The 25,036-nt window shown below is 70.7% G+C and carries 16 protein-coding genes; 6 read left to right on the top strand and 10 right to left on the bottom strand.

Features of this window, described 5'->3' with window-relative positions; genetic code table 11:
- Positions 1 to 28 precede the first annotated feature (28 nt).
- Positions 29 to 2,152: an amylo-alpha-1,6-glucosidase gene (locus AWQ71_RS02335; protein WP_067125604.1), complete on the bottom strand. Its 2,124-nt coding sequence runs from the start codon at positions 2,150 to 2,152 to the stop codon at positions 29 to 31.
- A gap of 101 nt (positions 2,153 to 2,253) precedes the next feature.
- A complete protein-coding gene (gene glgP / locus AWQ71_RS02340) occupies positions 2,254 to 4,851 on the bottom strand; it encodes an alpha-glucan family phosphorylase (RefSeq protein ID WP_067125607.1) in 2,598 nt (865 codons plus the stop codon).
- Between the two features lie 458 nt (positions 4,852 to 5,309).
- Between glgP and AWQ71_RS02345 the strand changes: the two genes are divergently transcribed.
- The 3 genes from AWQ71_RS02345 (at position 5,310) to AWQ71_RS02355 (ending at position 10,538) form a co-directional block, all read left to right on the top strand.
- On the top strand, positions 5,310 to 7,355 hold the full coding sequence (locus AWQ71_RS02345; protein ID WP_067125610.1) for an alpha-1,4-glucan--maltose-1-phosphate maltosyltransferase: 2,046 nt from the start codon (positions 5,310 to 5,312) through the stop codon (positions 7,353 to 7,355).
- A gap of 103 nt (positions 7,356 to 7,458) precedes the next feature.
- Entirely contained in the window at positions 7,459 to 9,183 is a 1,725-nt protein-coding gene (gene treS / locus AWQ71_RS02350) for a maltose alpha-D-glucosyltransferase (protein WP_439650350.1), read from the top strand.
- On the top strand, positions 9,180 to 10,538 hold the full coding sequence (locus AWQ71_RS02355) for a maltokinase N-terminal cap-like domain-containing protein (protein ID WP_067125635.1): 1,359 nt from the start codon (positions 9,180 to 9,182) through the stop codon (positions 10,536 to 10,538). Before treS ends, AWQ71_RS02355 begins: the two co-directional genes overlap by 4 nt.
- Here the strand turns inward: AWQ71_RS02355 and AWQ71_RS02360 are convergent.
- Complete coding sequence (locus AWQ71_RS02360) at positions 10,522 to 10,749, bottom strand: hypothetical protein (protein ID WP_067125638.1); 228 nt, start codon at positions 10,747 to 10,749, stop codon at positions 10,522 to 10,524. The two genes, AWQ71_RS02355 and AWQ71_RS02360, sit on opposite strands and share 17 nt — an antisense overlap.
- Positions 10,750 to 10,811: 62 nt before the next feature.
- On the opposite strand from AWQ71_RS02360, the gene glgB reads away from it, so the two are divergent.
- Both glgB and sppA read left to right on the top strand, forming a co-directional pair.
- Complete coding sequence (gene glgB / locus AWQ71_RS02365; RefSeq protein ID WP_067125640.1) at positions 10,812 to 12,965, top strand: 1,4-alpha-glucan branching protein GlgB; 2,154 nt, start codon at positions 10,812 to 10,814, stop codon at positions 12,963 to 12,965.
- Between the two features lie 64 nt (positions 12,966 to 13,029).
- On the top strand, positions 13,030 to 14,715 hold the full coding sequence (gene sppA / locus AWQ71_RS02370) for a signal peptide peptidase SppA (protein ID WP_067125642.1): 1,686 nt from the start codon (positions 13,030 to 13,032) through the stop codon (positions 14,713 to 14,715).
- Between the two features lie 48 nt (positions 14,716 to 14,763).
- Here the strand turns inward: sppA and AWQ71_RS02375 are convergent, their stop codons facing one another.
- The 7 genes from AWQ71_RS02375 to AWQ71_RS02405 form a co-directional block, all read right to left on the bottom strand.
- Positions 14,764 to 16,596 carry an asparagine synthase-related protein gene (locus AWQ71_RS02375; RefSeq protein ID WP_245658069.1) on the bottom strand — a complete coding sequence of 611 codons (1,833 nt, stop codon included), beginning with the start codon at positions 16,594 to 16,596 and terminating at the stop codon, positions 14,764 to 14,766.
- Between the two features lie 213 nt (positions 16,597 to 16,809).
- Positions 16,810 to 18,735, bottom strand: coding sequence for a serine/threonine-protein kinase (locus tag AWQ71_RS02380; RefSeq protein ID WP_169806499.1), 1,926 nt, complete (start codon positions 18,733 to 18,735; stop codon positions 16,810 to 16,812).
- Between the two features lie 139 nt (positions 18,736 to 18,874).
- Positions 18,875 to 19,354: a flavin reductase family protein gene (locus tag AWQ71_RS02385; RefSeq protein WP_245658070.1), complete on the bottom strand. Its 480-nt coding sequence runs from the start codon at positions 19,352 to 19,354 to the stop codon at positions 18,875 to 18,877.
- A gap of 130 nt (positions 19,355 to 19,484) precedes the next feature.
- Positions 19,485 to 20,390 (bottom strand): ABC transporter substrate-binding protein, encoded by a 906-nt coding sequence (locus AWQ71_RS02390; RefSeq protein WP_067125651.1) that lies wholly within the window; start codon positions 20,388 to 20,390, stop codon positions 19,485 to 19,487.
- A 36-nt stretch (positions 20,391 to 20,426) separates the two neighbouring features.
- Complete coding sequence (locus tag AWQ71_RS02395; protein ID WP_067126175.1) at positions 20,427 to 21,089, bottom strand: ABC transporter permease; 663 nt, start codon at positions 21,087 to 21,089, stop codon at positions 20,427 to 20,429.
- Entirely contained in the window at positions 21,086 to 21,748 is a 663-nt protein-coding gene (locus AWQ71_RS02400; protein ID WP_067125661.1) for an ABC transporter permease, read from the bottom strand. Before AWQ71_RS02400 ends, AWQ71_RS02395 begins: the two co-directional genes overlap by 4 nt.
- The gene (locus tag AWQ71_RS02405; RefSeq protein WP_084258356.1) at positions 21,741 to 22,922 is read right to left on the bottom strand and encodes an ABC transporter ATP-binding protein; all 1,182 of its coding nucleotides are present in this window, start codon (positions 22,920 to 22,922) and stop codon (positions 21,741 to 21,743) included. The genes AWQ71_RS02400 and AWQ71_RS02405 overlap by 8 nt, the downstream gene beginning before the upstream one ends.
- A 281-nt stretch (positions 22,923 to 23,203) precedes the next feature.
- Between AWQ71_RS02405 and AWQ71_RS02410 the strand changes: the two genes are divergently transcribed.
- Positions 23,204 to 24,994 carry a hypothetical protein gene (locus AWQ71_RS02410; RefSeq protein ID WP_067125678.1) on the top strand — a complete coding sequence of 597 codons (1,791 nt, stop codon included), beginning with the start codon at positions 23,204 to 23,206 and terminating at the stop codon, positions 24,992 to 24,994.
- Positions 24,995 to 25,036: the final 42 nt, after the last annotated feature.

A 25,036-nucleotide genomic window follows, 5' to 3' on the forward strand; every position in this document is an offset into this window, starting at 1 on the left:
CGCTTCCATCTCCCGCCTCCGTTCGCTGTCAGGCGTTCACGACCATCGCGCTGATCGGGGAGCGCGCCTCGCGCATGATCTCGATGCCCTCCGGGAGGCCGGTGATCCGGGCGACGCCCTCCTCGCCGACCTCGATGTCGACCCGCGTCCCCGCGATGCGCAGGCCGATGACGCCGAGCGCCCCGAACCCCTCCGGCAGCGCCGGGTCGATCCACAGCTTCCGGTACGGCACCCACGGGTCGAACCGCAGCAGGGTCCGCAACATGTGGATGGGCGTCGCCGCGGCCCATGCCTGCGGCGAGCACGACGTCGGGTACGGCACCGGCACGGGGAAGTCCCGGCGGTCGAACCCGCAGTAGAGCTCGGGTAACCGCCCCCCGAACGCCTTGGCCGCGTCGAGGACGGCCGTGATGACCCGCTGGGACTCCGCGACGAAGCCGTAGCGCATCAGCCCGCCCGCCACGATGGCGTTGTCGTGCGGCCAGACCGACCCGTTGTGATAGCTCATCGGGTTGTACGCGGCCATGTCCGTGGAGAGCGTCCTGACGCCGAACCCGCTGAACATCGCGTCCGACATCAGGTGGCCGGCCACGATCCGGGCCCGCTCCGGCGCGACGATGCCGGTCCACAGGCAGTGGCCCATGTTGGAGGCGAGGCTGTCGATGGGCACGCCGCTGCGGTCGAGCCCGATCGCGTAGTAGCCGCGGTCCGGCAGCCAGAACCGCTCGTTGAACGCCGCGCGGATGCGCTGCGCGCGCTCCTTGCACCGCCGCTCCGTCTCGGTGTCGCCCGCCTCGTGGGCGAAGTGGCCGCGCGCGATGTAGGCGGAATACACGTACCCCTGCACCTCGGCGAGCGCGATGGGCGGCCGGGCCAGCGTGCCGTCGGCGAAGTTGACCCCGTCGAAGGAGTCCTTCCACCCCTGGTGGATCAGGCCCTGGTCGGTCTTGCGGCAGTACCAGAGGAACTCGTCCGTGCCGCCGTAGTTCTCGATCCAGGCGAGGGCGGCGTCGGCGGGCGGCAGCAGCTCCTCGACCTCCTGCCGGTGCAGCCCCCAGCGGCGCAGCTCGCCGAGGAGCATCACGAACAGCGGCGTCGCGTCGACCGAACCGTAGTAGGCGTTCCCGCCGAGCGGCGAGGTGGGCGTCGCCACGCCGAACCGCAGCTCGTGCAGGATCTTGCCCGGCTCCTCCTCCGTCAGCGGGTTCACCCGCGTGCCCTGCAGCCGGGCCAGCCGGCGCAGCGTGCCGAGCGCGAGCGACCGGTCCAGCGTCAGCGCGAACCACGAGGCCAGCAGCGAGTCACGCCCGAACAGGGTCATGAACCAGGGGGCGCCCGCCGCGATCGACGGCGGATCCTCCGGATATTCGGCCTCGAACAGCCGGAGCGACCCGAGGTCCTCCCGCGCGGCGCGCACCGCCTGGGCGAGGAAGGCGTCCGACGTCACGACCTCCGGGACCTGCCGCTCCCAGTCGGCCCGCCGTACGGCAGGTTCCGCCCGTTCGAGGGCGGCGAACCAGGCCTGCGACTCCTCCTCCTCGATGATCGGGTTCACGTGGACCGCGGCGAGCCACTCGCCCCGCGCGGGCACGACGACCCGGAAGGTCAGCAGGCCGGGTACGGCCAGCACACCCGCGGAGAGGACCGCCACCCCCCTGCCCCGGCTCAGGGAGTAGATCCGCACGCCGTCCGGGCTGGTCGTGACGTCGATGTCGGGGACGTGGTGAACCCGGTCGGTCTTGACCTCGAACAGATCGGCCACGTCCGAGGCGACGTGCAGCTCGACCACGCACCCGGCCGCCTCGTCGGAGAGGTTGCGCAGTGTGATGTCCTCGCGCAGCCCGCCGCCGACGTACCGGTCGCGCAGCACCAGCAGGCTGCTCTCCGCGCGGCCGGGACGCGGCCGGGTCCGGCCGAGGAACACCGCGTGGTACGGCTCGGCCGGCAACACCTGCAACGGCTCGATCGGAGCCTCGTCCACCCGGAGCTCCCACCGGCAGAGCAGCCGGGTGTCGGCGTGGTAGACGCCCTGGGCGCCACCCGGCACGATGTCGCCGTTCCGGTCGGACACGCAGAACGAGCTGCCCTCGACCAGCGTCACCGCCGCGCCCCCCAGCGCGGACGGCTGCCCCTCGAACGTCCAACCGTTCATGATCCCCCCAGGACCGGTTCGTTCGATTCATCCAGTTTGCCTCCTGCGGGCGCGGAGCCCGCGGGGACGCCCCGGATGCCGGCCGTACCGGTCAGGGGAGGTCAGCGCAGGGTGCCGTTGGTCATGCCCACGGGCTCCTCCGGCACGGCGATCAGGCCGAGCTCGGCCGGCGAGACCATGAGCGGGTGGTGCGGCACGACCCGCACCGTGTAGCCGAAGGCGCCCGTCCGGTCCAGCGGCAGCGTGCCGACGCAGTGCGCCCGGCCGTCGTCGCCCACCGACTCCAGCGCCAGCGTGACGTACGCGGGGTCGATCAGCTCGTCGTGCGCCCCGACCCGGCCGTACGCCGCCTGGACCGCCACGTCGTCCGGCGACAGCTCGCCCAGCGCGACCGTGGCGCGCAGTTCGAGCGTCGCGCCGAGCTCGGGGGTGTCGCCGATGCCGGACGCCTCGACGTGCTCCACCCGGACACCCGGCCAGGCGCGGGTGACCCGCAGCTTCCAGGCCGCGAACGCCTTGGCGTCCCGGAAGCCGTCCTCGGACAGGGTCCGCGCCGAACCGGCGGCCGGGGTGTAGAGATCGACGACGTAGTCGCGCAGCATCCGCCCGGCCAGAACCTTCGGCCCGAGCGAGGTCAGCGTGTGCTTGACCATCTCCATCCAGCGCCGCGGCAGCCCGTCCGCGGCCCGGTCGTAGAACCGGTCCGCGACCTCGCGCTCGATCAGGTCGTACAGCGCGGTCGCCTCCAGCTCGTCCCTGCGCTCGGGGTCGGTGACGCCGTCGGCGGTCGGGATGGCCCAGCCGTTGTTGCCGTCGTACCACTCCTCCCACCAGCCGTCCCGGATGGACAGGTTGAGACCCCCGTTGAGCGCCGCCTTCATGCCCGAGGTGCCGCACGCCTCCAGGGGACGCAGCGGGTTGTTCATCCAGACGTCGCAGCCGGTGACCATGAACTGGGCCAGCGCCATGTCGTAGTCGGGCAGGAAGACGATGCGGTGCCGCACGTCCTCCTCGTCGGCGAACTTCACGATCTGCTGGATGAGCTTCTTGCCCCCCTCGTCGGCGGGGTGGGCCTTGCCAGCGATCACGATCTGCACCGGCTTCTCGGGGTCCAGCAGCAGCGCGCGCAGCCGGTCGGGGTCGCGCAGCATGAGCGTCAGGCGCTTGTAGGACGGCACGCGCCGGGCGAAGCCCATCGTCAGCACGCCCGGGTCGAGCGCCTCGTCGGTCCAGCCCAGCTCGGCGTCCGACGCGCCGCGCTCGCGCCAGGAGCGCCTGATGCGCGTGCGCGCCTCCCCGACGAGCCGGGCCCGCAGCCGCCCGCGGATGTCCCAGATCTCGTGGTCGGAGAGCTTCTGTACCGCGTCCCAGCCCTGGCCCGTCTCGACCACCCCCGGCAGCTCCCGGTCGGCCAGCTCCATCACCTCGCGGCCGACCCACGTCGGGGCGTGCACACCGTTGGTGATCGAGCCGATCGGGATCTCGTCGATGTCGAACCCGGGCCACAGGCCGTGGAACATCTCCCGGCTCACCCCGCCGTGCAGCAGCGACACGCCGTTGACCCGCTGGGCCAGCCGCATGCCCATGACCGCCATGTTGAAGACGGCCTTCTCGCCGTCCACCGCGTCCGGCTCGGCGCCGAGCTCCAGGATGCGCTCGACGTTCACCGTCGGCCAGGCGTTGGCCCCGCCGAACTGCCGGGCGATCATCTCCATCGGGAACCGGTCGATCCCCGCCGGAACCGGCGTGTGCGTGGTGAACACGGTGCCCGCGCGCACCGCCTCGAGCGCCTCCTCGAAGGAGAGCCGGGCCTCGGTGAGCTCGCGGATGCGTTCGAGGCCGAGGAAGCCCGCGTGCCCCTCGTTGGTGTGGAAGACCTCGGGCTCCGGATGCCCGGTGATGCGGCAGTACGCCCGCAGGGCGCGGACGCCTCCGATGCCGAGGAGCAGCTCCTGCACCAGGCGGTGGTCGCCGCCGCCGCCGTAGAGGCGGTCGGTCACGTCCCTGGCCGCGGCGTCGTTGTCGGCGACGTCGGAGTCGAGCAGGAGCAGCGGCACCCGCCCGACCTGGGCCACCCAGATCTGGGCGTGCAGGGTGCGCGGGCCGGGCAGGCCGAGCCTGATTCTGGCCGGGGAGCCGTCCCGGTTCTTGAGGAGGGTGAGCGGCAGGCCGCCGGGATCGAGCGACGGGTAGTGCTCCAGCTGCCAGCCTTCGGGTGAGAGCGACTGCGAGAAGTAGCCGTGCCGGTAGAGCAGCCCCACGGCCAGGATCGGCACGCCGAGGTCGCTCGCGGCCTTCAGGTGGTCGCCCGCCAGGATGCCGAGGCCGCCGGAGTACTGCGGGAGCGCGGCGGCGATGCCGTACTCGGGCGAGAAGTAGCCGATGGCGGCGGGCGCGCCGTCCTGCGACTGGTACCAGCGCGGGGCGGTCATGTACTCGCGGAGGTCGTCCGAGGCGTCGGCCAGCCGGCGGAGGAACCGCCGGTCCTGGGCGAGGGCGCGCAGCCGGTCGGCCTCGACCGCGCCGAGCAGCGCGACGGGGTCGTGACCGACCCGCTCCCAGACCTCGGGATCCACCTCGGCGAACAGATCCATCGTCTCCGGGTGCCATGACCAGCGCAGATTGTGGACCAGCTCGCCCAGCGGCTCGAGCTCGGGAGGGAGGACGGTGCGGACGGTGAACCTGCGGATTGCTCTCACGGGGCCAGACCCTAGTTACTCAGCGCCACGGCGCGCGACCAAAACACTCGTGTCCACGAAAGCGCCTCCCGGGTGCGGGGGCGCCATAACACTTGGTCGTGCCCGGCGGATCGGCGGCGCCACGCGCCACGCCCGCCCGGCACTCCCTTACCGCTCTCACCATTAAGAAACCGCCTCAAACATCACCAAGTCGCCAGTCTGCCGGTGATCTCCGTTGTGAGCGTGCGGCGGGCCTGTCCGGAATCGAGGCACCACGGGTAAAGGAACGAACACCGGGTGCGATCTCTCCTCCCCGCGGGTAAAAGGGGGCCATTGGGGCACCCCCCTGTAGGAGCGGCCCCTCCGGCTACTCCCACCGTGATGCACCGAATGACACAGAACACCTTGAAGAACCACAGATCGACGCTTGCCTTGGAACTCCGGCGGCACCGGGTGTGCCGTCGCTAACGTGAATGACGATGATCGGACGAATCCCAATCCTGGACATCCACCCCGTCGTCGACTGCGGGCGCTGGCCCGCCAAGGCGGCCGCGGGCGAAACCTTCGAGATCAGCGCCACCGTGTTCCGCGAGGGGCACGACGCCGTGGCCGCCGGGGTCGTCCTGATCGACCCCGACGGGAACCCCGGCCGGCTGCTGCCCATGCGCGAGCCGGCGCCGGGCACCGACCGCTGGGTCGTGGAGGTGCAGCTCCCCGACGAGGGCATGTGGCAGTTCCGCGTCGAGGCGTGGGGCGATCCGATCGCCACCTGGCTGCACGACGCCGGCATCAAGATCCCGCGCAACATGGACGCCGAGCTGATGTGCGAGGAGGGCGCCCGGCTGTTCGACCGGGCCGCCCGCGGCGTACGGCCGGCCGAGTGCCCGGGCGTGGACGACGGCGGGACGTGCGGCCACCGCGCGGCGTTCCTCGCGATCGCGGCGCGGCTCCGCGACGACAACCTGGACCCGCGGGCCAGGTTTTCGGTCGTCCAGCTTCCGGAGACGGCGGCGCTGATCGCGTCGCACCCGCTGCGGGCCCTGGTCACCAGATCCGGCAGGAACCGGGTGATCGTGGACCGGCGCCGGGCGCTTTTCGGATCGTGGTACGAGCTCTTCCCCCGGTCGGAGGGAGCGGTCGTCACGGAGGGCGCCACCCCCAAATCCGGAAATTTCAAGACCGCGGGGAATCGGCTGCCGGCCATCGCCCGGATGGGGTTCGACGTCGTCTACCTGCCGCCCATCCACCCGATCGGCCACCAATACCGCAAGGGCCGCAACAACACCCTCACGCCCGAGCCGTACGAGCCGGGGTCACCCTGGGCGATCGGCTCGGAGGAGGGCGGGCACGACGCGATCCACCCCGACCTCGGCACCCTGGAGGACTTCGACGACTTCGTCGCCAGGGCGCGCGAGCTGGGCATGGAGATCGCGCTCGACCTGGCCCTGCAGTGCTCCCCCGACCACCCCTGGGTGAAGGAGCACCCGGAGTGGTTCAACATCAGGGCCGACGGATCCATCGCGTACGCGGAGAACCCGCCGAAGAAGTACCAGGACATCTATCCGCTGAACTTCGACCAGGATCCCGAGGGGCTCTACGCCGAGGTCAAGCGGGTGGTCCGGCACTGGATGGATCACGGGGTGCGGATCTTCCGGGTGGACAACCCGCACACCAAGCCGGTGAACTTCTGGGAGCGGCTGCTCGCCGACATCGCGAGCACCGACCCCGACGTGCTGTTCCTCGCCGAGGCGTTCACCCGCCCGCCGATGATGCAGACGCTGGCCAAGGTCGGGTTCCACCAGTCGTACACCTACTTCACCTGGCGGAACACCAAGCCCGAGATCGAGGAGTACCTCACCGAGCTGTCCCAGGAGACGGCGCACTTCCTGCGTCCCAACCTGTTCGTCAACACGCCGGATATCCTGCATGAATACCTGCAGCACGGCGGCGTTCCGGCGTTCAAGATCAGGGCGGTCCTGGCGGCGCTGATGTCGCCGACCTGGGGTGTCTACGCGGGCTACGAACTCGCCGAGAACACCCCGGTCCGCCCCGGCAGCGAGGAATACCTCGATAGCGAGAAATATCAGTACAAGCCTCGCGACTGGGTGGGCGCCGAGCGAGAGGGGCGCAGCCTCGCGCCGCTCATCACGCGGCTCAATTTGTTGAGAAGAGCCCACCCGGCACTCCAGGAGTTGCGTAACCTACGGTTTCACAACGTCGACCAGCCGGCGCTGATCTGCTTCTCAAAGCGACTGCCCGGCGCCTATGACACGGCCACACGACGGCACGGAATAGGCGATGTCGTCCTGGTCGTCGTCAATTTGGATCCGCAAAACACGCACGAGGCCACGGTCCACCTGGACATGCCGGCCCTCGGTCTCGACTGGCAAGCCGAGTTCGTCGTGGACGACGAGCTGTCGGGCGAGTCGTATCGCTGGCGGCAGTCCAACTACGTGCGGCTCGACCCGCATGTCCATCCTGCCCACATCTTCACGCTGCGCAGCGGGCCCCCTCACCGTCCATGAGCGCGGCGACGCACATCCGGGGAGTCAACAGTTGACTGAGCGAAGCGACCCCACGACAAGAGAGGAGCCGGTGGAACCGCCCGCCGCCGGCTCGGTGCCCGTCCTGGGCGAGCCGATCCCGAACACCTTCTCCCCGGAGAAGCCGCGCGACCAGTACTGGTACATGCGCGCGGTCTTCTACGAGGTGCTGATCCGCGGCTTCGCCGACTCCAACGGGGACGGCACCGGCGACATCCGCGGCCTGATCGAGAAGCTCGACTACCTGCAGTGGCTCGGGGTCGACTGCCTCTGGCTGCTGCCGCTGTACGAGTCGCCGCTGCGGGACGGCGGGTACGACATCGCCGACTTCATGAAGATCCTGCCCGACTTCGGCGACCTCGGGGACTTCATCCGGCTGGTGGACGAGGCGCACAAGCGCGGCATCCGCGTCATCGCCGACCTCGTCATGAACCACACGAGCGACCAGCACCCGTGGTTCCAGGCGTCGCGGCACGACCCGGAGGGCCCGTTCGGCGACTTCTACGTCTGGCACGACACCGACGAGGAGTACCCGGACGCCCGGATCATCTTCGTGGACACCGAGTCGTCCAACTGGACGTACGACCCGGTGCGCGGCCAGTACTACTGGCACCGCTTCTTCCACCACCAGCCGGACCTCAACTACGACAACCCGGCCGTGCAGGAGGCCATGCTGGAGGTCCTGCGCTTCTGGCTCGACCTCGGCATCGACGGCTTCCGCATGGACGCCATCCCGTACCTCTTCGAGCAGAACGAGACAAACTGCGAGAACCTGCCGCAGACCCACGCGTACCTCAAGCGGGTGCGAGCCGAGGTGGACCGGCTCTACCCGGACCGGGTGCTGCTCGCCGAGGCCAACCAATGGCCCGCCGACGTGGTCGAGTACTTCGGCGACCCGGTGACCGGCGGCGACGAGTGCCACATGGCCTTCCACTTCCCGCTGATGCCGCGCATCTTCATGGCGGTCAGGCGGGAGTCGCGCTATCCCATCTCCGAGATCCTCGCCCAGACGCCGAAGATCCCGGAGAACTGCCAGTGGGGCATCTTCCTGCGCAACCACGACGAGCTGACGCTCGAGATGGTCACCGACGAAGAGCGCGACTACATGTACTCCGAGTACGCCAAGGACCCCCGGATGCGCGCCAACGTGGGCATCCGGCGCCGCCTCGCGCCGCTGCTCGACAACGACAGGAACCAGATCGAGCTGTTCACCGCGCTGCTGCTCAGCCTGCCGGGCTCCCCCGTCCTCTACTACGGCGACGAGATCGGCATGGGCGACAACATCTGGCTGGGCGACCGGGACGGCGTACGCACGCCCATGCAGTGGACGCCCGACCGCAACGCCGGCTTCTCGACCTGCGACCCCGGCCGCCTCTACCTGCCGCTGATCATGGACCCGATCTACGGATACCAGGCGATCAACGTCGAAGCGCAGCAGAAGAGCCCCAGCTCGCTGCTGCATTTCACCAAGCGCATGATCGAGATCCGCAAGCGCCATGCGGTGTTCGGCCTCGGCGAGTTCACCGAGCTGAACTCCTCCAACCCCAGCGTCCTCGCGTTCATCAGGGAGCTGGGCAACGACCGGGTGCTGTGCGTCAACAACCTGTCCCGCTTCCCGCAGCCGGTCGAGCTGGACCTGCGCAGGTTCGAGGGATCCACGCCGGTGGAGTGCATGGGCGGCGTCCCGTTCCCGGCAGTCGGCGAACTCCCGTATCTTCTGACGCTTCCTGGGCATGGGTTCTACTGGTTCACCCTTCCGGTACCCCCCGACGCGGCCCAGAAGGACGCGGTCGGCACCAAGGAGGCATGACGACTTCGCTCCAGGAGCTCCTCGCCGGCTGGATCACCGGGCAGCGGTGGTTCGCCGGCAAGGGGCGCGCGATCGACGACCTGTCCATCGAGCACCGCACCGACATCGTGACGGGCGATCCGGGCCTGCTGCACCTCATCCTGTCCGTACGGCAGGGCGAGCGGCGAACCCGGTACCAGGTCCTCGTCGGCCTGCGGTCGAACCTGCCCGACCGGCTCAAACACGCGCTGATCGGGCCATGGGATCGGGACGGCGACGAGTGCGCCGCCTACGACGCGGCGCACGACGCGGAGCTGACCCGGATCCTGCTGGAGGCGATGGAGTCCTTCCGCCGGGAGGAGGAACTCGCCTTCCACCGCGTCCCCGACGTCGAGATCGACGCCTCCCTGCGCAGCCTGGTGCTGACCGCGGAGCAGTCGAACACCTCGCTCGTCTACGGCGACCGGTACATCCTCAAGCTGTTCCGGCAGATCACCCCGGGGGTCAACCCCGAGCTGGAGGTGGTCGGCGCGCTCGCCGCGGCCGGCTCCACGCACGTCGCCCGGCCGTACGGCTGGATCGACACGGAGCTGGACGGCGAGACCACCACGCTGGCGATCATGCAGGAGTTCCTCGCCAACGCCAACGAGGGCTGGGCGATGGCCCTGACCAGCGTCCGCGACCTGTACGCGTCCGCGCCCGAGGTGAGCGCCGAGGAGGCGGGCGGCGACTTCGCCGCCGAGGCGTCCCGGCTGGGGATCGCCACCGCGGAGGTCCACCGGGAGCTGGGGACGGCGTTCCCGACCGGCGTGATCGAGACGCCCGAGGTCAAGCGGATGGCCGAGCGGCTGCGCCGCCGTCTGGACGAGGCGGTGGCCGAGGTGCCCCAGCTCGCCGCGCACGCGTCGGTGGCGCACGCGGCGTACGACAGGCTGGCCGATCTGGGGCGGACGGTGGCCGTGCAGCGGGTCCACGGCGACTACCACCTGGGCCAGGTGATGCGGACGCCGAGCGACTGGGTCGTCCTGGACTTCGAGGGCGAGCCGGGCCAGCCCCTCTCGGAGCGGCGCGGGCTGGACTCGCCCCTGCGGGACGTGGCGGGGATGCTCCGCTCGTTCGACTACGCGGCGCGCCACCTGCTCGCCGGGCACCCGGAGGGCGCGGCGCTGCAGGAGCGGGCCGACGAGTGGTCGGCGCGCAACCGGGCCGCCTTCCTCGCCGGCTATTCCGAGGGCGGGGGCCGGATCACCGCCGACGACGCCGTGCTGCTGCGCGCGCTGGAGCTGTCCAAAGCCGTCTACGAGGTGGTCTACGAGGCGCGCAACCGCCCGTCCTGGCTCCCGATCCCCCTCGCCGCCTTCAGGTCTCCACGATGAGCAGGGAGACCTCGCGTCCGGCGAACCCCCACGACGCGTCGTCCGAGGTGAGCACGGGCCAGTTCCGTTCCGTCGCGCATACGGCGGCATGCCCGAACGAGAGCCGGTGCTCCGGCTTGACCACGTCCTCGCCGTATATCCGGACATGGATGTTGTAGGCGCGGCGGGTGGAGAGCTCGTCGTACAGGACCGTGGGGTCACCGGGGCGCACAGAACACGGATCTTTCACGCGTGGGGATGGGTGTCCGGCGCGGTGCGGGGCAGGGTTAGAGAATGGATCTCGAGCGGTTGGCCGGCGGCGCACATCACGACCCACATTCCATCCTCGGCGCGCACCCGGAGCCTGACGGCGTCACGATCCGGACGCTGCGCCCCCTCGCCGAGAAGGTCGAGGCCCTCGTGGACGGCAGAGCGTACGAGATGCGCCACGTCGCCTCGGGTGTGTTCGAGGTGACCGTCCCGGGCCTGGACAAGATCCCGGACTATCTGCTGCGGATCACCTATCCGGGGGCTCCGCCGCACGAGACGGCGGACCCCTACCGGCACTGGCCGACATTGGGCGAGGTGGACCTGCACCTGATCGCCGAGGGACGGCACGAGCGGCTGTGGGAGGTGCTCGGGGCGCGCGTGCTGCGCCACGAGGACACCGACGGCACCGCGTTCGCCGTCTGGGCGCCGAACGCGCTCGGCGTCCGGGTGATCGGCGATTTCAACCACTGGGACGGCGCCGGGCATCCCATGCGCTCGCTCGGCCGCTCCGGCGTGTGGGAGTTGTTCGTCCCGGAGATCGGCGCGGGCACCCACTACAAGTTCGCGGTCCTCGGCGTGGACGGGGTGTGGCGTGAGAAGGCCGACCCCATGGCCCGCCACACCGAGATCCCTCCGGCGACCGCCTCGATCGTCGAGACGTCCGCGTACGAGTGGCGGGACGACGCGTGGCTGGCGGAGCGGGCCGGGCGCACCGCGGTGGCCGAGCCGATGAGCGTCTACGAGGTGCATCTCGGCTCGTGGCGGCCCGGCCTCTCCTATCGCGACCTCGCCTCCGAGCTGGTCGCGTACGTCAAGGAGATGGGCTTCACGCACGTGGAGTTCATGCCGGTGGCGGAGCATCCGTTCGGCGGCTCGTGGGGGTACCAGGTCACCTCCTACTACGCGCCGACGTCGCGTTTCGGCACGCCCGACGATTTCCGTCACCTCGTGGACGAGCTGCACCGCGCGGACATCGGCGTGATCGTCGACTGGGTGCCCGCGCACTTCCCGATGGACGAGTGGGCGCTGGCCCGCTTCGACGGCACCCCGCTGTACGAGCACGCGGACCCGCACCGCGGCGAGCACCCGGACTGGGGCACCTATGTGTTCGACTTCGGGCGGAACGAGGTGCGCAACTTCCTGGTGGCCAACGCGCTCTACTGGCTCAGGGAGTTCCACGTGGACGGGCTGCGGGTCGACGCCGTGGCCTCGATGCTGTACCTCGACTACTCGCGGCGCGAGGGCGAGTGGACGCCGAACATCTACGGCGGCCGGGAGAACCTGGACGCGATCGAGTTCCTCAAGGAGATGAACGAGGTCAGCTACCGCGAGGTCCCCGGCATCGTGACGATCGCCGAGGAGTCCACCGCCTGGCCGGGCGTCTCGCGTCCCGTCCACCTGGGCGGTCTCGGCTTCGGCTTCAAGTGGAACATGGGCTGGATGCACGACACGCTGGCCTACCTCGCGCATGAGCCGATCTTCCGGCAGTACCACCACCATCAGATGACGTTCTCGCTGATGTACGCGTACTCGGAGAACTTCGTGCTGCCGCTGTCGCACGACGAGGTGGTCCACATGAAGGGGTCGCTGCTCGGCAAGATGCCGGGCGACGAGTGGCAGCGTTTCGCCAACCTCCGCGCGCTGTACGGCTTCATGTGGGCGCATCCGGGCAAGCAACTGCTGTTCATGGGCGGCGAGTTCGGCCAGGGGTCGGAGTGGTCGGAGTCGAAGGGGCTCGACTGGTGGGTGCTCGACTTCGACTTCCACCAGGGGGTGCGGCGGCTGGTCCGCGACCTCAACCGGGCCTATCGCGACACGCCCGCCCTGTACGCGCTGGACAGCGACCCCGCCGGCTTCCGGTGGATCGACGCCGACGACGCCCAGGGGAACGTGTTCTCCTTCCTGCGGTACGACGGGTCGGGCTCGGTGCTGGCCTGCGTGTCCAACTTCTCGGGGGCGCCGCACGAGGACTACCGCCTCGGCCTGCCCACGCCCGGGAGGTGGGAGGAGGTCGTCAACACCGACGCGTACGACTACGCGGGGAGCGGCGTCGGCAACATGGGCGCGGTGGAGGCGGTCGAGGAGCCGCACCACGGCCTCCCCTGCTCGGCGCGGCTCCGCATGCCCCCGCTGGCGACCGTCTGGCTGCGCCGTACCGGGGAGGACGAGGAGAGCTGAGCAAACCCTAAGGAACGGGACAAGGCCCCGCCGGATCTCCAGAACCGTCACTTATGGTGGCACTATGGACGCGACGAAAGCGATCTTCGATACGGTCGACCGGCTGCGGCAGCGCCGCACCGCACCGCTGGTCCTCGAACTCGACCTGACCGAGGGCCTCACCGAAGGGCCGCCGGTCGATCCGCTGGGCGCGATCCTGTCCATGCGCAAGGCGCGGCTGGCCGACGTGCTCTCCGGGCTGAAGCGGGCCCGCCAGGACTCCCGGGTACGCGCGGTCATCGTCAAGATCGGCGGACACCCGCTCGGGCTGGCCATGGTCCAGGAGCTGCGGACCGCCCTCCTTCACCTGCGCGCCGCCGGGAAGCTGACCGTCGCGTTCGCCGAGACCTTCGGGGAGTTCGCCGCCGGCACCGTGCCGTACTACCTGGCCAGCGCGTGCGAGCGGGTCTACCTGCAGCCGTCCGGCGACCTCGGGCTGACGGGCATCTCGCTGGAGCAGCGGTTCGTACGGGACGCGCTGGCCAAGGCCGGCGTGGAGTACCAGCTCGGCCAGCGGTACGAGTACAAGACCGCGGCCAACATGTTCACCAAGAACCACATGACCGACGCGCACCGCGAGTCCGTGACCCGGATCGCCGAGTCGGTGACCGAGCAGATCGTGAAGGGCATCGCCGACGCGCGTTCCCTCACCCCTGAGCGGGTCCGCGAGCTGATCGACCAGGGACCGTTCGTCGGGGCTGAGGCACTGGAGGCGGGTCTCGTCGATGCCCTGAAATATCGGGACGAGGTGTACACCGAGACGGTCGGGGACGCCCACCTGCTCTACGTCGCCCGGTACGCGAGGGGCCCGCTGCCCAAGAAGCTCCCGCACCCGGGCGAGCCCGTCGTCGCCCTGGTCCACGGCCTCGGCGCGATCCGCCTGGGGCGCAGCGGCCGTTCCCCGCTCGGCGGCGGGACCTCGATGGGCTCCGACACGATCTGCGCCGCGCTGCGCTCGGCCCGCCGGGACGACAGGGTGAAGGCGATCGTGTTCCGGGTGGACAGCCCCGGCGGGTCGTACGTCGCCTCGGACGCGATCTGGCGCGAGGTGGTGCTGGCGCGCAAGGCGGGCAAGCCGGTCGTCGTCTCGATGGGCGACCTCGCCGCCTCCGGCGGGTACTTCGTGTCGATGGCCGCCGACGTGATCGTGGCCCAGCCCGGCACGCTCACCGGCTCCATCGGCGTGTTCGGCGGCAAGCCGGTCGTCGAGGACCTGCTGAACAAGATCGGCGTGGTCACGGAGACGGTGGTCGAGGGGGCCAACGCCGGCATGTTCTCCCCCACGCGCGAGTTCTCCGGGCAGCAGTGGGACCGGGTCAACGCCTGGCTCGACCGCATCTATGAGGACTTCGTGGGCAAGGTGGCGCAGGGACGCGGGCTGGACCGGGACCGGGCGCACGAGCTGGCCAGGGGACGTGTCTGGACCGGGGCCGACGCGCTTGAGGGCCGCCTGGTGGACGAGCTCGGCGGCCTGGAGGACGCCCTCGCCCTGGCCAGGAAGAAGGCCGGGCTCGCCGTGGACGCGCCGGTCAGGACATATCCGCGGATGCACCCTCTTGAGCGGCTGCGCCCGCCGGAGTCGAGCGAGGACCGGTCGGCCGCCGCCAGCATCCGCCTGGAGGCGTGGGGGCCGATGGCCCGTGTGGCCGCCGAGCTCGGCCTCCCGGCGTACGGCCCGCTCATGCTCCCCGGCGGGTGGACCATCCGCTGACGCCGCCGGGGCCGGGGCCGGCCGTCCCCGGCCCGCCGGCAATGCGCCCTACCGGGGGATGAGCACCTCGACGGGGTCCAGGCCGTCCGGCGCGCTGCCGGGGTACAGCTCGGACAGCATCGCGCCGACCGTGTAGAGGTTCCAGGCGAGGGCGGGCTGCTTGACCGCCGACGCGGCGAACATCTCCTCGACGGCGTCCTTCCTGACGATGTCCCAGAGGACGTCGCCGTCCAGCACGCCCTCGCGCAGGACCGCGGTGAGCCGCTCGCCGGGGCTGGTCCGCCAGTTCCAGCCGGCCGCCCCCTTCTTCTTCGTCGCGCCCTTCTGCACCGCCGCGCCCTTCTGCGTCGCCGGGGCGGGTGGCCGCCGCCGGGCGAGCAGGGACTCCCACCGGGAGGGAGCACGCTCGGCCCTGAACCTCCATTCGGCGCCCTCGATCGGAATCCGCCGCAGTTCCGGGGCGAACATGCCGATCAGCTCGTGCACGACCTCCTCCGAGCGGCGCCACATCGGATCGAGCGCGAGCGCGGCGGCCACCACCCGGTTGTCGAGGAAGGGCTGCACGGCGTCTCCCCTCCTCAGGGATCCCGCACGTGCCGCCGCGTGCCACCTGCCCACCCGATAGGTGACGTACAAGTGGTCGAGAACCCGCGCGGGGTCGGCCGCGGCCCGCTCCTGCCAGGGCGCGGCGAGGTCCCGGGCGTGCGCGTTGGCCTCCTCCGTGAAAAGGTGCTCGTCCTTCAGGAAGAAGGCGTCCACTCTGCGGCGCATCGCCTGAGGCGCGGGATTGCCCTGGCTGTAGAGGAACCCGCCGCGCAGGATCTCGCCGCTCTGCCCGGACATGGTCAGCCGGGAGCTGTACGGCAGGTACTCGACGATGGTCTCGTAGGCGGAGGTCATGCCTTCACACGTGCGCAGCACCTCGAACGTACGGCGGAGTGGGTGCTCCACCAGCACCGCGTCCCGCTGCTCCGTGCGCTTCGGCGGGATCACCGTGTGCTCGACCCCGAGTTTCGCGGCGATCTGCCGCGCGATCACCACATCGGGGTGGTCGTCCAGACCGTTGGTCGTCACCCGGAACGGGACCTTGGCCGCGTGGAGCAGGGCCGCCATGAGCCGGCTGTCCCGTCCCCCGGTGAGCGCGAGATTCACCTGGTCGGTGAGCGGCCGGACCGTCTCCAGCAGCGCTTCGGCGAGCCCCTCGATCGCCCCCCGCATGGCCCGGCGGGACGACGGTACGGGTCCCGGCTCGGGCAACGGGACCGAGGTGACCGTCCGGACCCCGTCGCGGATCTCCAGCGTCGTCGCCGGCGGCAGCGCGCGTACCCCTTCGAAGGGCGTCTCGTCGGACAGGAAGTAGCCCTGCCGCACCATCGACTGGAGGGCCGGCGCATCCCACCTGACCGGCCGGCCGCCGCGTGCGATCAGGTGCACCAGCAGCGCGCGGGTCCCCACGACGTGCAGTTCCGGGGTCTCGGCGTAGAAGATTCCGCACGCCCGCGTGATGTCGGTGACCGCCGTCATCTCCCCGGGCCCGACGCGAAGCGCCGCGAAGCATCCCCGCGTCCGGTGGGCGGTGTCCCCCATCGACGACGCGTCGAGGAGATCCCGCGTGGCGCCCCACTCAAGCAGGGTTCCGGTGACGCCGATCGCCCGGGAATCCGTCGCCGTGATCAGGGGCGGCCGGGTGCCGCTCTCCCCCTCGTTCCCCCAGCCGAGCAACACGGCCCCCGGAAATCGCCGCTCCACGGCGGCGACGGTGTCCGGCGGCACCGGGAAGAATTGGTCGACCAGGCTCTCCGCGTGTCGGATCACCTGGTCGAGGAGCCCCGTCGGAGCCGTGACCTTGCTCACCACGGCGAGGAAAACGCGCACTTCCACCTCACAGAATCAGATCGGGACGGCCGTCCGCGATGCGCGGTCAGCGGAGCGGTGTCCCGACACAAGCCGGTACGGCGGCGCGCGATCGGGACCTCACACCCGTACTTGTCCTTCAGCCGCCGATGCGTTCTCGCCGTCGGCTGACGGCGGCCATCGGCTCATGCGCGGAGCGGTTCACCTCCCGTCGACGACATCGAGTGGAGACGCGCCCGCTCAGGCGGGGGCGGTGAACGACTTGAAGACGGACTGCATCGTCGGCTGGAAGGCGTCCCAGTTCTTCACGCGTACCTGCCAGCGGAGGTAGGAGAGCGACGACCCGGTGGAGACCACCCGCACGACCTCGCGATAGCCGCCCTTGAGCTCCATGGTCTCAGGGGAGGGATTGGCGGTGAAGGCGGTGAACTCCAACTCGGCCGCCTGACCGGCCGCCAGGGGCAACTCGCGCATCTCGATCCGCCGGTATTTGTTGCCGCTTTTGGCCTTGAGGGTCTGCTCCACCTTGCCGAGGTACGCCATGGGGTCGCTACCACCGCCGACCACCTGCACAGTGAGGACCGCGCGGCCCTTCGGGTCCGACCACCACTGCCCGCCGTTATCGCTGTGGTCGTTCTTCCAGGACTTGGGCACGCGGGCGCTCCACCCCTGGTCGGAGGAGAACGGCTGGAGGGGCAACGGTCGCGTGGACGTCGAGGCCGACGCATTATCGTTGCCCACCCCGCCGTCCACCGTCTCGCGAAGAAGCGTCCAGGCGCCGATCGTCACCACGGCCAGCACCACGGCGACGGCCGCGGCCAGCAGCGCCCAGTGGCCCGGGCCCCACCCGGACGTCCGCGCGCGCCACGCCGGATGCGTCGGCGACCCCATGGGGTGCGGCCTCGGTCCGGATCCGGAAGGCGCGTGCTGCGGGTGCGCGCCCCCTGGCCAGGCTCCGTCGCGCCCGGCGCCGGGCATCTGCCCTCCCGGCAGGGTACGGCCCGGCCCGGGGCCGCCGGGCATCGGAAGCCCGGTCATCGAGGGCCCCGAAACGCGATCGCCCGGCACACCGCCGTTGGGCGCGAAGCCTCCGGCCGCGGGACCGCCCGGCACGGCGAGCCCGGGCATGGACTGGCCCGAGATGCGGTCGCCGGGCATGGCGCCGCGTGGGGCGTGACCTCCCGGCATCGCGCCGCCGGGGACGGGGATCCCCGGCGCCGAGGGACCGGAAGCACGGTCACCCGGCACACCGCCGTACGGCCCGAAGCCGCCGGGCACCGCGCCACCGTGCCCACCACCGTGCCCGCCACCGGGCGCGGGGCCGGGCATCGGACCGCCCGGCATCGGGCCGGCGACCGCGGCCAGCAGCCGGTCCGCCTCCTCCGCGCCGACGCGATACGCCGGGTCCTTGACCAGCAGCCCGGCGAGGGCGGGGCGGACCTCGGGCGGCACCTGGCCGAGGTCGGCCTGCTCGTTGCTGATGAGGGCCCCGAGCACCGCCATCGCGCTGTCCCGGTGGAAGGGCGACCTGCCGGTCAGCAGCGCGTACAGCGTCGCGCCGAGCGACCAGAGGTCGGAGGCGGGCCCGGCCTGCGTCCCGGTGACTCTCTCGGGGGCGATGAAGCTGGGCGACCCGGTGACCATCCCGGTCCTGGTGAGCGACGCGTCTTCCTCGAACGTGGCGATGCCGAAGTCGGTGAGGACGATCCGGCCGTCCCGCCCGACCAGGATGTTGGCGGGCTTGACGTCACGGTGGATGACGCCGGCCGCGTGGGCGCAGGTGAGCGCGGAGAGCACCTCGCGCCCGATCTCGGCGACCCGGGCGGCGGGCAGGGGACCGTCCTCGGTGACGATGTCGTCCAGCGACCGCGACGGGACGAGTTCCATGACGATCCACGGGCGGTCGTCGTGCTGGACGGCGTCGTAGATGGCGATGATGCCCCGGTGGTTGAGCCGCGCGGCGGTCCGCGCCTCGCGCGTGGCGCGCTCGATCAGCTCGGCGCGCTGCTCGTCGCCGACTCCGGGCGGGAGGATGACCTCCTTGACCGCGATCGGCCGGTCCAGGACGGTGTCGTGTCCCTCCCAGACGGCTCCCATGCCGCCCTGGCCAAGGGGACGGATCAACCGATAACGGCCAACGATGACCGGAGGATTGGCTGTCGTCACCGTGGCACCATCCATTGAAAAGCGTGTCGTCGATTGAAAAGTGGGACGTCGATCGACGTTCGATCATGCCACAGCGATCCGGACCAAAGTGGCATTCATCGCCAAACGGGCAGGTCACGCCCGGGGTGGGTGGGCGAGATCAGGACACCGGCCGATAGCGCGCGCGGAGCCGTACGAACGGGGCCTTCCCGGGATGGATATAGTCGACCGCCACCACGGAGGCGATGAAGAGCATGTGATCCCCGGCCGGAACCGCCTGGGACGTCTCCGCCTCCAACGCGGCTACACCGCCGTCCACGATCAGCGCCTCACTGTGCGGCCCGCGGTGGTGGGGCGCGCCGGCCAGCAGCAGCCGGGCGCTCGGACGGCCCGGCGTGGCGAAGCGGGAGGCGATCGCCTGCTGCCCGTCGGCGAGGACGGTGACCGCCCAGCGGTCCCGGCGCAGCAGCATCTCGGTGAGATAGCTCTCGGAGGCGAGGCTCACCAGGACGAGGGGCGGATCGAGCGACACCGACATCAGCGTGGAGACCGTGGCCCCCACGTCGTCCCTGCCCTCTCGTACGGTGACCACCGAGACGCCGGCGGCCAGTTGCCCCATCGCCTCGACGAACTCGCCCACCACGCGCTCCCGCGACCTCGTCCGATCGTTGCGGTCAGAGCCTATGCCTCCGGCCGATCTCCCCGGCGGGCGCGCCCGCGTCGCCGGTGGACCGGGAGCGCGGGCGGCCGCCACGGGAGAGCGCCCTGGGTCAGACCAGGCCGTTCTGGGAGAGCCAGTCCTTGGCGACGACCGGCGGGTCGTCCTTGTCGACGGAGATCCGCTTCATCAGCGTCACGAGGGTGGCGGTGTCGAGCTTGGCGGAGATGGCGTCGAGCGTGGAGGTGACGGTGTCGTTCACGCCCGGCTTGTAGACGAGGGGCGCGATGTTGTCCGCGCCGAAGGCGTTCTTGGTGTCCTGCAGCGAGACGAGGTCGTTCAGCAGGATCTTGGGGTCGGTGGTGAAGACGTTGCCCACCTGGACGGCGCCGCTCTTGATCGCGTCGGCGGTCGCGTCACCTGTGGGCTTCCACTCCTTGAACTCCAGGCCGTAGACGTCCGCGAAGTTCTTCTCCTGGCGCTCCTTGAACTCCGGCGGGCCGCCGACGACGAAGTCCTTGGACACCTTGGCCAGGTCCTCAATCGTGGTCAGGTTGTGCTTCGTCGCGGTCTCCTTGGTGACCGTCAGCGAGTTGTTGTCCTCGGCGGCGGCGGGCTGCAGGACCTCCAACTCCGCGGGAAGCGCCGTCTTCAGCCCGGCAAGAATGTCGTCCTTGGTCTTGGCCGTGCTGTTCTTGTCCACGAACGCGAGCAGCGATCCGATGTACTCAGGCAGCACGGTCAGGCCGCCGGTCTTGATCTGGCCGTACACGATCTCGCGGCTGCCGATGTTGGGCTTCTCCTCGACGGTGACGCCCTTGGCCTGGAGCCCCTGGGCGTAGATCGACGCGAGGAGCACGCTCTCGGGGAAGTTGAAGGAGCCCACGACCACCTTCTTCGCCTCTCCCGGAGTCGCGGACGCGGTGGCGGAGGACAGGGGGTCAGACCCGCCACCGCAGGCGGTCAAGGCGAGCGCCGCGGTCACCACGACCGCGACGGTACTGAAAAGGCGTTTCATCACTATTCCCTTCACAATTGGGGGGTAAAGTATAGATTACCGGACCCGCCGGACGCCGGGTGAGACCGCTACTCGCGAGAGCAGCGTGAACCCGGCCTGGGCCGCCAGGGCCAGCGCGACGACGAGGAAAGCGCCGCCGATCGTGATCGTGTAGTTCTTGGTCGCGAGGCCGTCCATGATGAAGCGGCCGAGCCCGCCCAGTCCCACGTAGGCCGCCACCGTGGCCGTCGCCACGACCTGGATCGCCGCGAGGCGCAGGCCCAGCAGGATCAGCGGCAGCGCGACCGGCACGAGCACCTTGAAGAGGACCTGCGGCCCGCGCAGGCCCATGCCGTACGCGGCGTCCCGCAGATCGGGGTCCACGCCCCGCACGCCCTCGTACGTGTTGACCAGGATGGGCGGGACGGCGAGCAGGACCAGCGGGATGAGCACCGGCCACGTGCTGCCCACCCCCACGAGCAGCACGACCAGCACGAGGATGCCGAGGGTGGGCAGCGCCCGGGCGGCGTTCGCGCTGACCACGACGACGAACGAGCCGCGGCCGGTGTGCCCGACCCAGAGCCCGAGCGGGATCGCCACAGCCGCCGCCAGCAGCAGCGCGACCACGGAGAACTCCAGGTGCTCAAGCAGGCGCGCGGGGATGCCTCCCGGCCCCGACCAGTTCGTCGGGTTCGAGAAGAAGTCGATCAGCCAGTTCACGCCCGCCTCCACGGGGTCAGCAGCCGCTGCGCCAGCACGAGCAGGCCGTCCGCGATGACCGCGAGCAGGACCGTCGCCACGATGCCGACCACGATCGGCGTGGTGAACTGGCGCTGCCACCCGTCGATGAACAGGTAGCCGAGCCCGCCCTGGCCGATGAGCGCGCCCACGCTGACCAGGCTGATGCTGGAGACGGTGGCGACCCGCAGGCCCGCGAGCACGACCGGTACGGCCAGGGGCAGCTCGACCCCCACCAGCCGGCGCAGCGGGGTGAACCCCATGGCGACCGCGGATTTCCGCACGTGGTCCGGGATCGAGGTGAGCCCGTCCACCACGGCCGGGATGAGGATCGCCAGCGAATAGAACGTCAGCGGCACGATGACCGTCGCCTGCCCGAGGCCGGTGATCGCGAGCATCACGATGAAGATCGCGATCGACGGCAGCGAGTAGACCACGTTCATCACGCTCACCGTGGGCTGATAGAGCCACCGCCAGCGGGCGCACGCCAGGCCGAGGGGCACCGCCAGCATCAGCCCGAAGAGCACGGGCAGGAACGCCATGACAACGTGCGACTCCAGCAGCGCGAGGATGCTGTCCGGCCGGCCGGTGTCCCAGTTGCGCCAGATCCAGTCCCAGCGCACCAGGGGTTCGTCACCCACGCGGACCCTCCCCGTCGGTGTGATTGCCCGGCCCGGGATCCGGTGGCGCGTGCCCGTCGGGACCCGACGCCTCCGCCGGCACCTCCGGGGCCGATCCCGGCGCGGCAGCCGCCGACGTCCGGTGCGCCTCCTCCGGCCGCGGGTCTCTCGGGGCCGGACTCGTGTGGCGCGCGGCGTACTGGCCGAGCACCTCGTCCAGCGCCTCCCGCGTGGCGACGCCGATCACCCGGCCGTCCTCGTCGACCGCGACCGCCGTGCCGTTGACCGCGAGCAGGGCCGCGTCCAGCGCGGCGCGCAGCGAGTCCCGCTCCGGATTGAACGTCCCGTACGGCAGGAGCCCGCCCGTGGTCCGCCAGCCGAGCGGGCGGCCGGAGGCGTCCAGCGCGAGGTCGGCGGGGACCGCGGCCAGCCGGACGTCCTTGGCGGGGATGAACGACAGCCGGCGGATGCCCCGATCACGGCCGAGGAACTCACGGACGAAGTCGTCCGCGGGCTCGGTGAGCAGCGTCGCGGGCCCGGCCATCTGGGCCAGACGGCCGCCGACGCGCATGACGGCGACCGTGTCGCCCAGCTTGATCGCCTCGTCGATGTCGTGGGTGACGAACACGATCGTCTTCTGCAGGTCGGACTGCAGGCGGAGCAACTCGTCCTGCAGGCTCGTCCGGACGACCGGATCGACGGCGCTGAACGGCTCGTCCATCAGCAGCACCGGCGGATCCGCGGCGAGGGCCCGGGCCACGCCCACCCGCTGCTGCTGGCCTCCCGAGAGCTGGAAGGGGTACCGCCGGGCGAGTCCGGCGTCCAGGCCGACTCGTTCGAGCAGCTCCATCGCGCGGGCGCGGGCCCGCTTCTTGTCCCACCCGAGCAGGTACGGCACGGTCGCGACGTTGTCCACGATCTTGCGGTGCGGGAACAGGCCCGCCTGCTGGATGACGTATCCGATGCCCCGGCGCAGCGTGGGCGGGTCGATCTGCCGCACGTCCTGGCCGTCAAGGAGGATCCGGCCGCCCGTGGCGTCGATCATCCGGTTGATCATCCGCAACGAGGTCGTCTTGCCACATCCCGACGGCCCGACGAACACCGTGATCGCTCCTGTGGGCGCCTCAAGACTGAGGTCGTCCACGGCGACCGTCCCGTCGTCGTAGCGTTTGGTGACGCCTTCAAATGTGATCACAGGAACCTCGTCCTCCGGAAGTTTGCGATCACGTCAACAACCCCGAGGCCCCTACCGTTCCCCTGAGCTCTGCTCAGCCACATGATCCCCCTCAGCCAGCTTATGCGGGACATCTCGCCCGCCATGTCCCATCTCTGGAGGAAATGGAACCGATGAATGATCTCTTAAATTACTTACTAAATATCTATCAAAGGGCCTTGGGAATGCCGCGGTGGCCCCGTGACGTCTTGGCATGATTGACTACACTCTCCGCACTCGCACCAACCTCAGAGGAACCGGCAGTGACAACACCGCTCACTGATCAGCGCTCCCGCAGTGAGCTGATCGCCGAGCTCTACGAGCGTCACGCTGCCGGGCTGTTCGCCTACTGCCACGACCAGCTCGGCGAGACCAGCTCCGCCGCCGACGCCGTCGTGTCCATCTTCACGGGCGTGCCGACCGACCCCTCCCCCGCCCGCGCCGCGCTGTACGCGCTGGCCCGGCGCGAGATCTACCGCCGGGACGTCAGCTACGCGCTCCCGGCCGTCGACTCGGTCGCCGACCCGGCCACCGCGCTGATCGAGCGGGTCTTCCGGGACATCCGTCCCCACCAGCGGGAAGTCCTCCTGCTGTCCGCCGTCTGCGGCCTGACCACCAGTGAGCTCTCCTGGGTGTTCGAGGTCGCCACCGACACCGCGGCCGAGCTCACGCTCAGCGCGCGCCGCCGCTTTTCCCAGACTCTCATCACCGCGACGACCGCGGCCCGGTCGGCCCCGTACGTGCCGGTGGGCGTCGCCGAGGTCTACGACGCGATCGTCGTCTCGCCGATCGAGGACGTCCTGGCCCGGCTGCCCTGGCGTCGCCCGGCCGCCGCGATGCGCGCCCGGGTTCTCTCCTCCCTGCCGGTGGAGGAGGTCGACGAGACCGCCGCCACCCCGACGACGACGCTGCCGACGCGGAAGCTGTGGCCCACCACGCCCGCCTGGCCGCTGCCGCTCACCGACCCCAACCAGGTGACCAACACCTGCGTGCTCCCCGCCGAGGCGCTCGTACCGCCGACGCCGGGGCGCCGGTCGAAGCACGAGGCGACGACCGAGCCGATGCCCCGGCTGCGTCCCTCGCTGCTGGCGGCGTTCACCGAGCGCAAGCGCCGCGCCGTCTCGCCCCAGCCCGCCGACGCCCCTCCGGACGCGGACACTCCTATGGATCAGGGGACGGAGGCGGTTTCGGCCCCGGATCCGGCAGCCGTTTCCGGCTCGATCTGGGATTCACGCCGCGCCTCAACCGAGCCGGACCCGACGCCCGTTTCCGGCTCGATCTGGGACTCACCCCGAACCTCAGCGGCACCGGACCCGGCGGCCGCTTCCGGCTCGACTCCGGCGTCCGGGGCCGTGCTCCCGGCGCCGATCGAGACCGCGCCCCCTGTTACCGCCGAGCCGGCGTTTCCGGCACGGACCGAGTCCCGGCTCCCGGCTCAGCTTGAGCCGATGGTCCCGTCTCCGGCGGAGGCACCGCTTCCGGTACGGCCCGAGGCGACTTCTCCGGCGTCCAGCACGGCGGGATCCGTCATGTCGGCCGAAACGCTGCAGTTCGCCGCGTTCCGCTCCGCCGAGGAGACGTCCACCACGTCGGCCCTCCCGGCTCCGTCCGGCTCCCCGATGCCCGAGGCCGAGGTGGTGGTCACCGCCGCGAGCGGTGTCGCGGAGCGGAAGCCCGCCCCGGCCCAGCTCACCGAGCCGGCCGAGATCGCCACGACGATCGACGGCGGAACGGCGGCTCCGCGCGGCAGGCGGGCCAAGCGGCGCGCCGCCGAGCAGGCGGCCAAGGCCGCGGAGAGCGCGGCCGAGACGACGACCCCGGCAGCCCCGTCCATAGCGAAGGACGACTCGGAGACCGAGGACGCCACCGCGGCGACGCCCAAGGCGGCCAAGGCCGCGGCCAAAGCAGCGGCCAAGGCGAACCGGACCAGGAGGAAGGCGCACAGGCGCCGCGAGCGTCACTATGACTGGGCCTGGGAAGTCATCGGGTTCGTGATCTGCGTGGCGATCGCTATGCTCGTCTTCTTCTCCATGCAGACCTTCGTCACTCCCTGACCCGCGAAAAACCGCCGCGAGAGCCGGCGGTACGGCACAGCA

Origin of the sequence: Microtetraspora malaysiensis, assembly GCF_001528665.1 — a bacterium.
Taxonomy (GTDB): Bacteria; Actinomycetota; Actinomycetes; order Streptosporangiales; family Streptosporangiaceae; genus Microtetraspora_A; species Microtetraspora_A malaysiensis.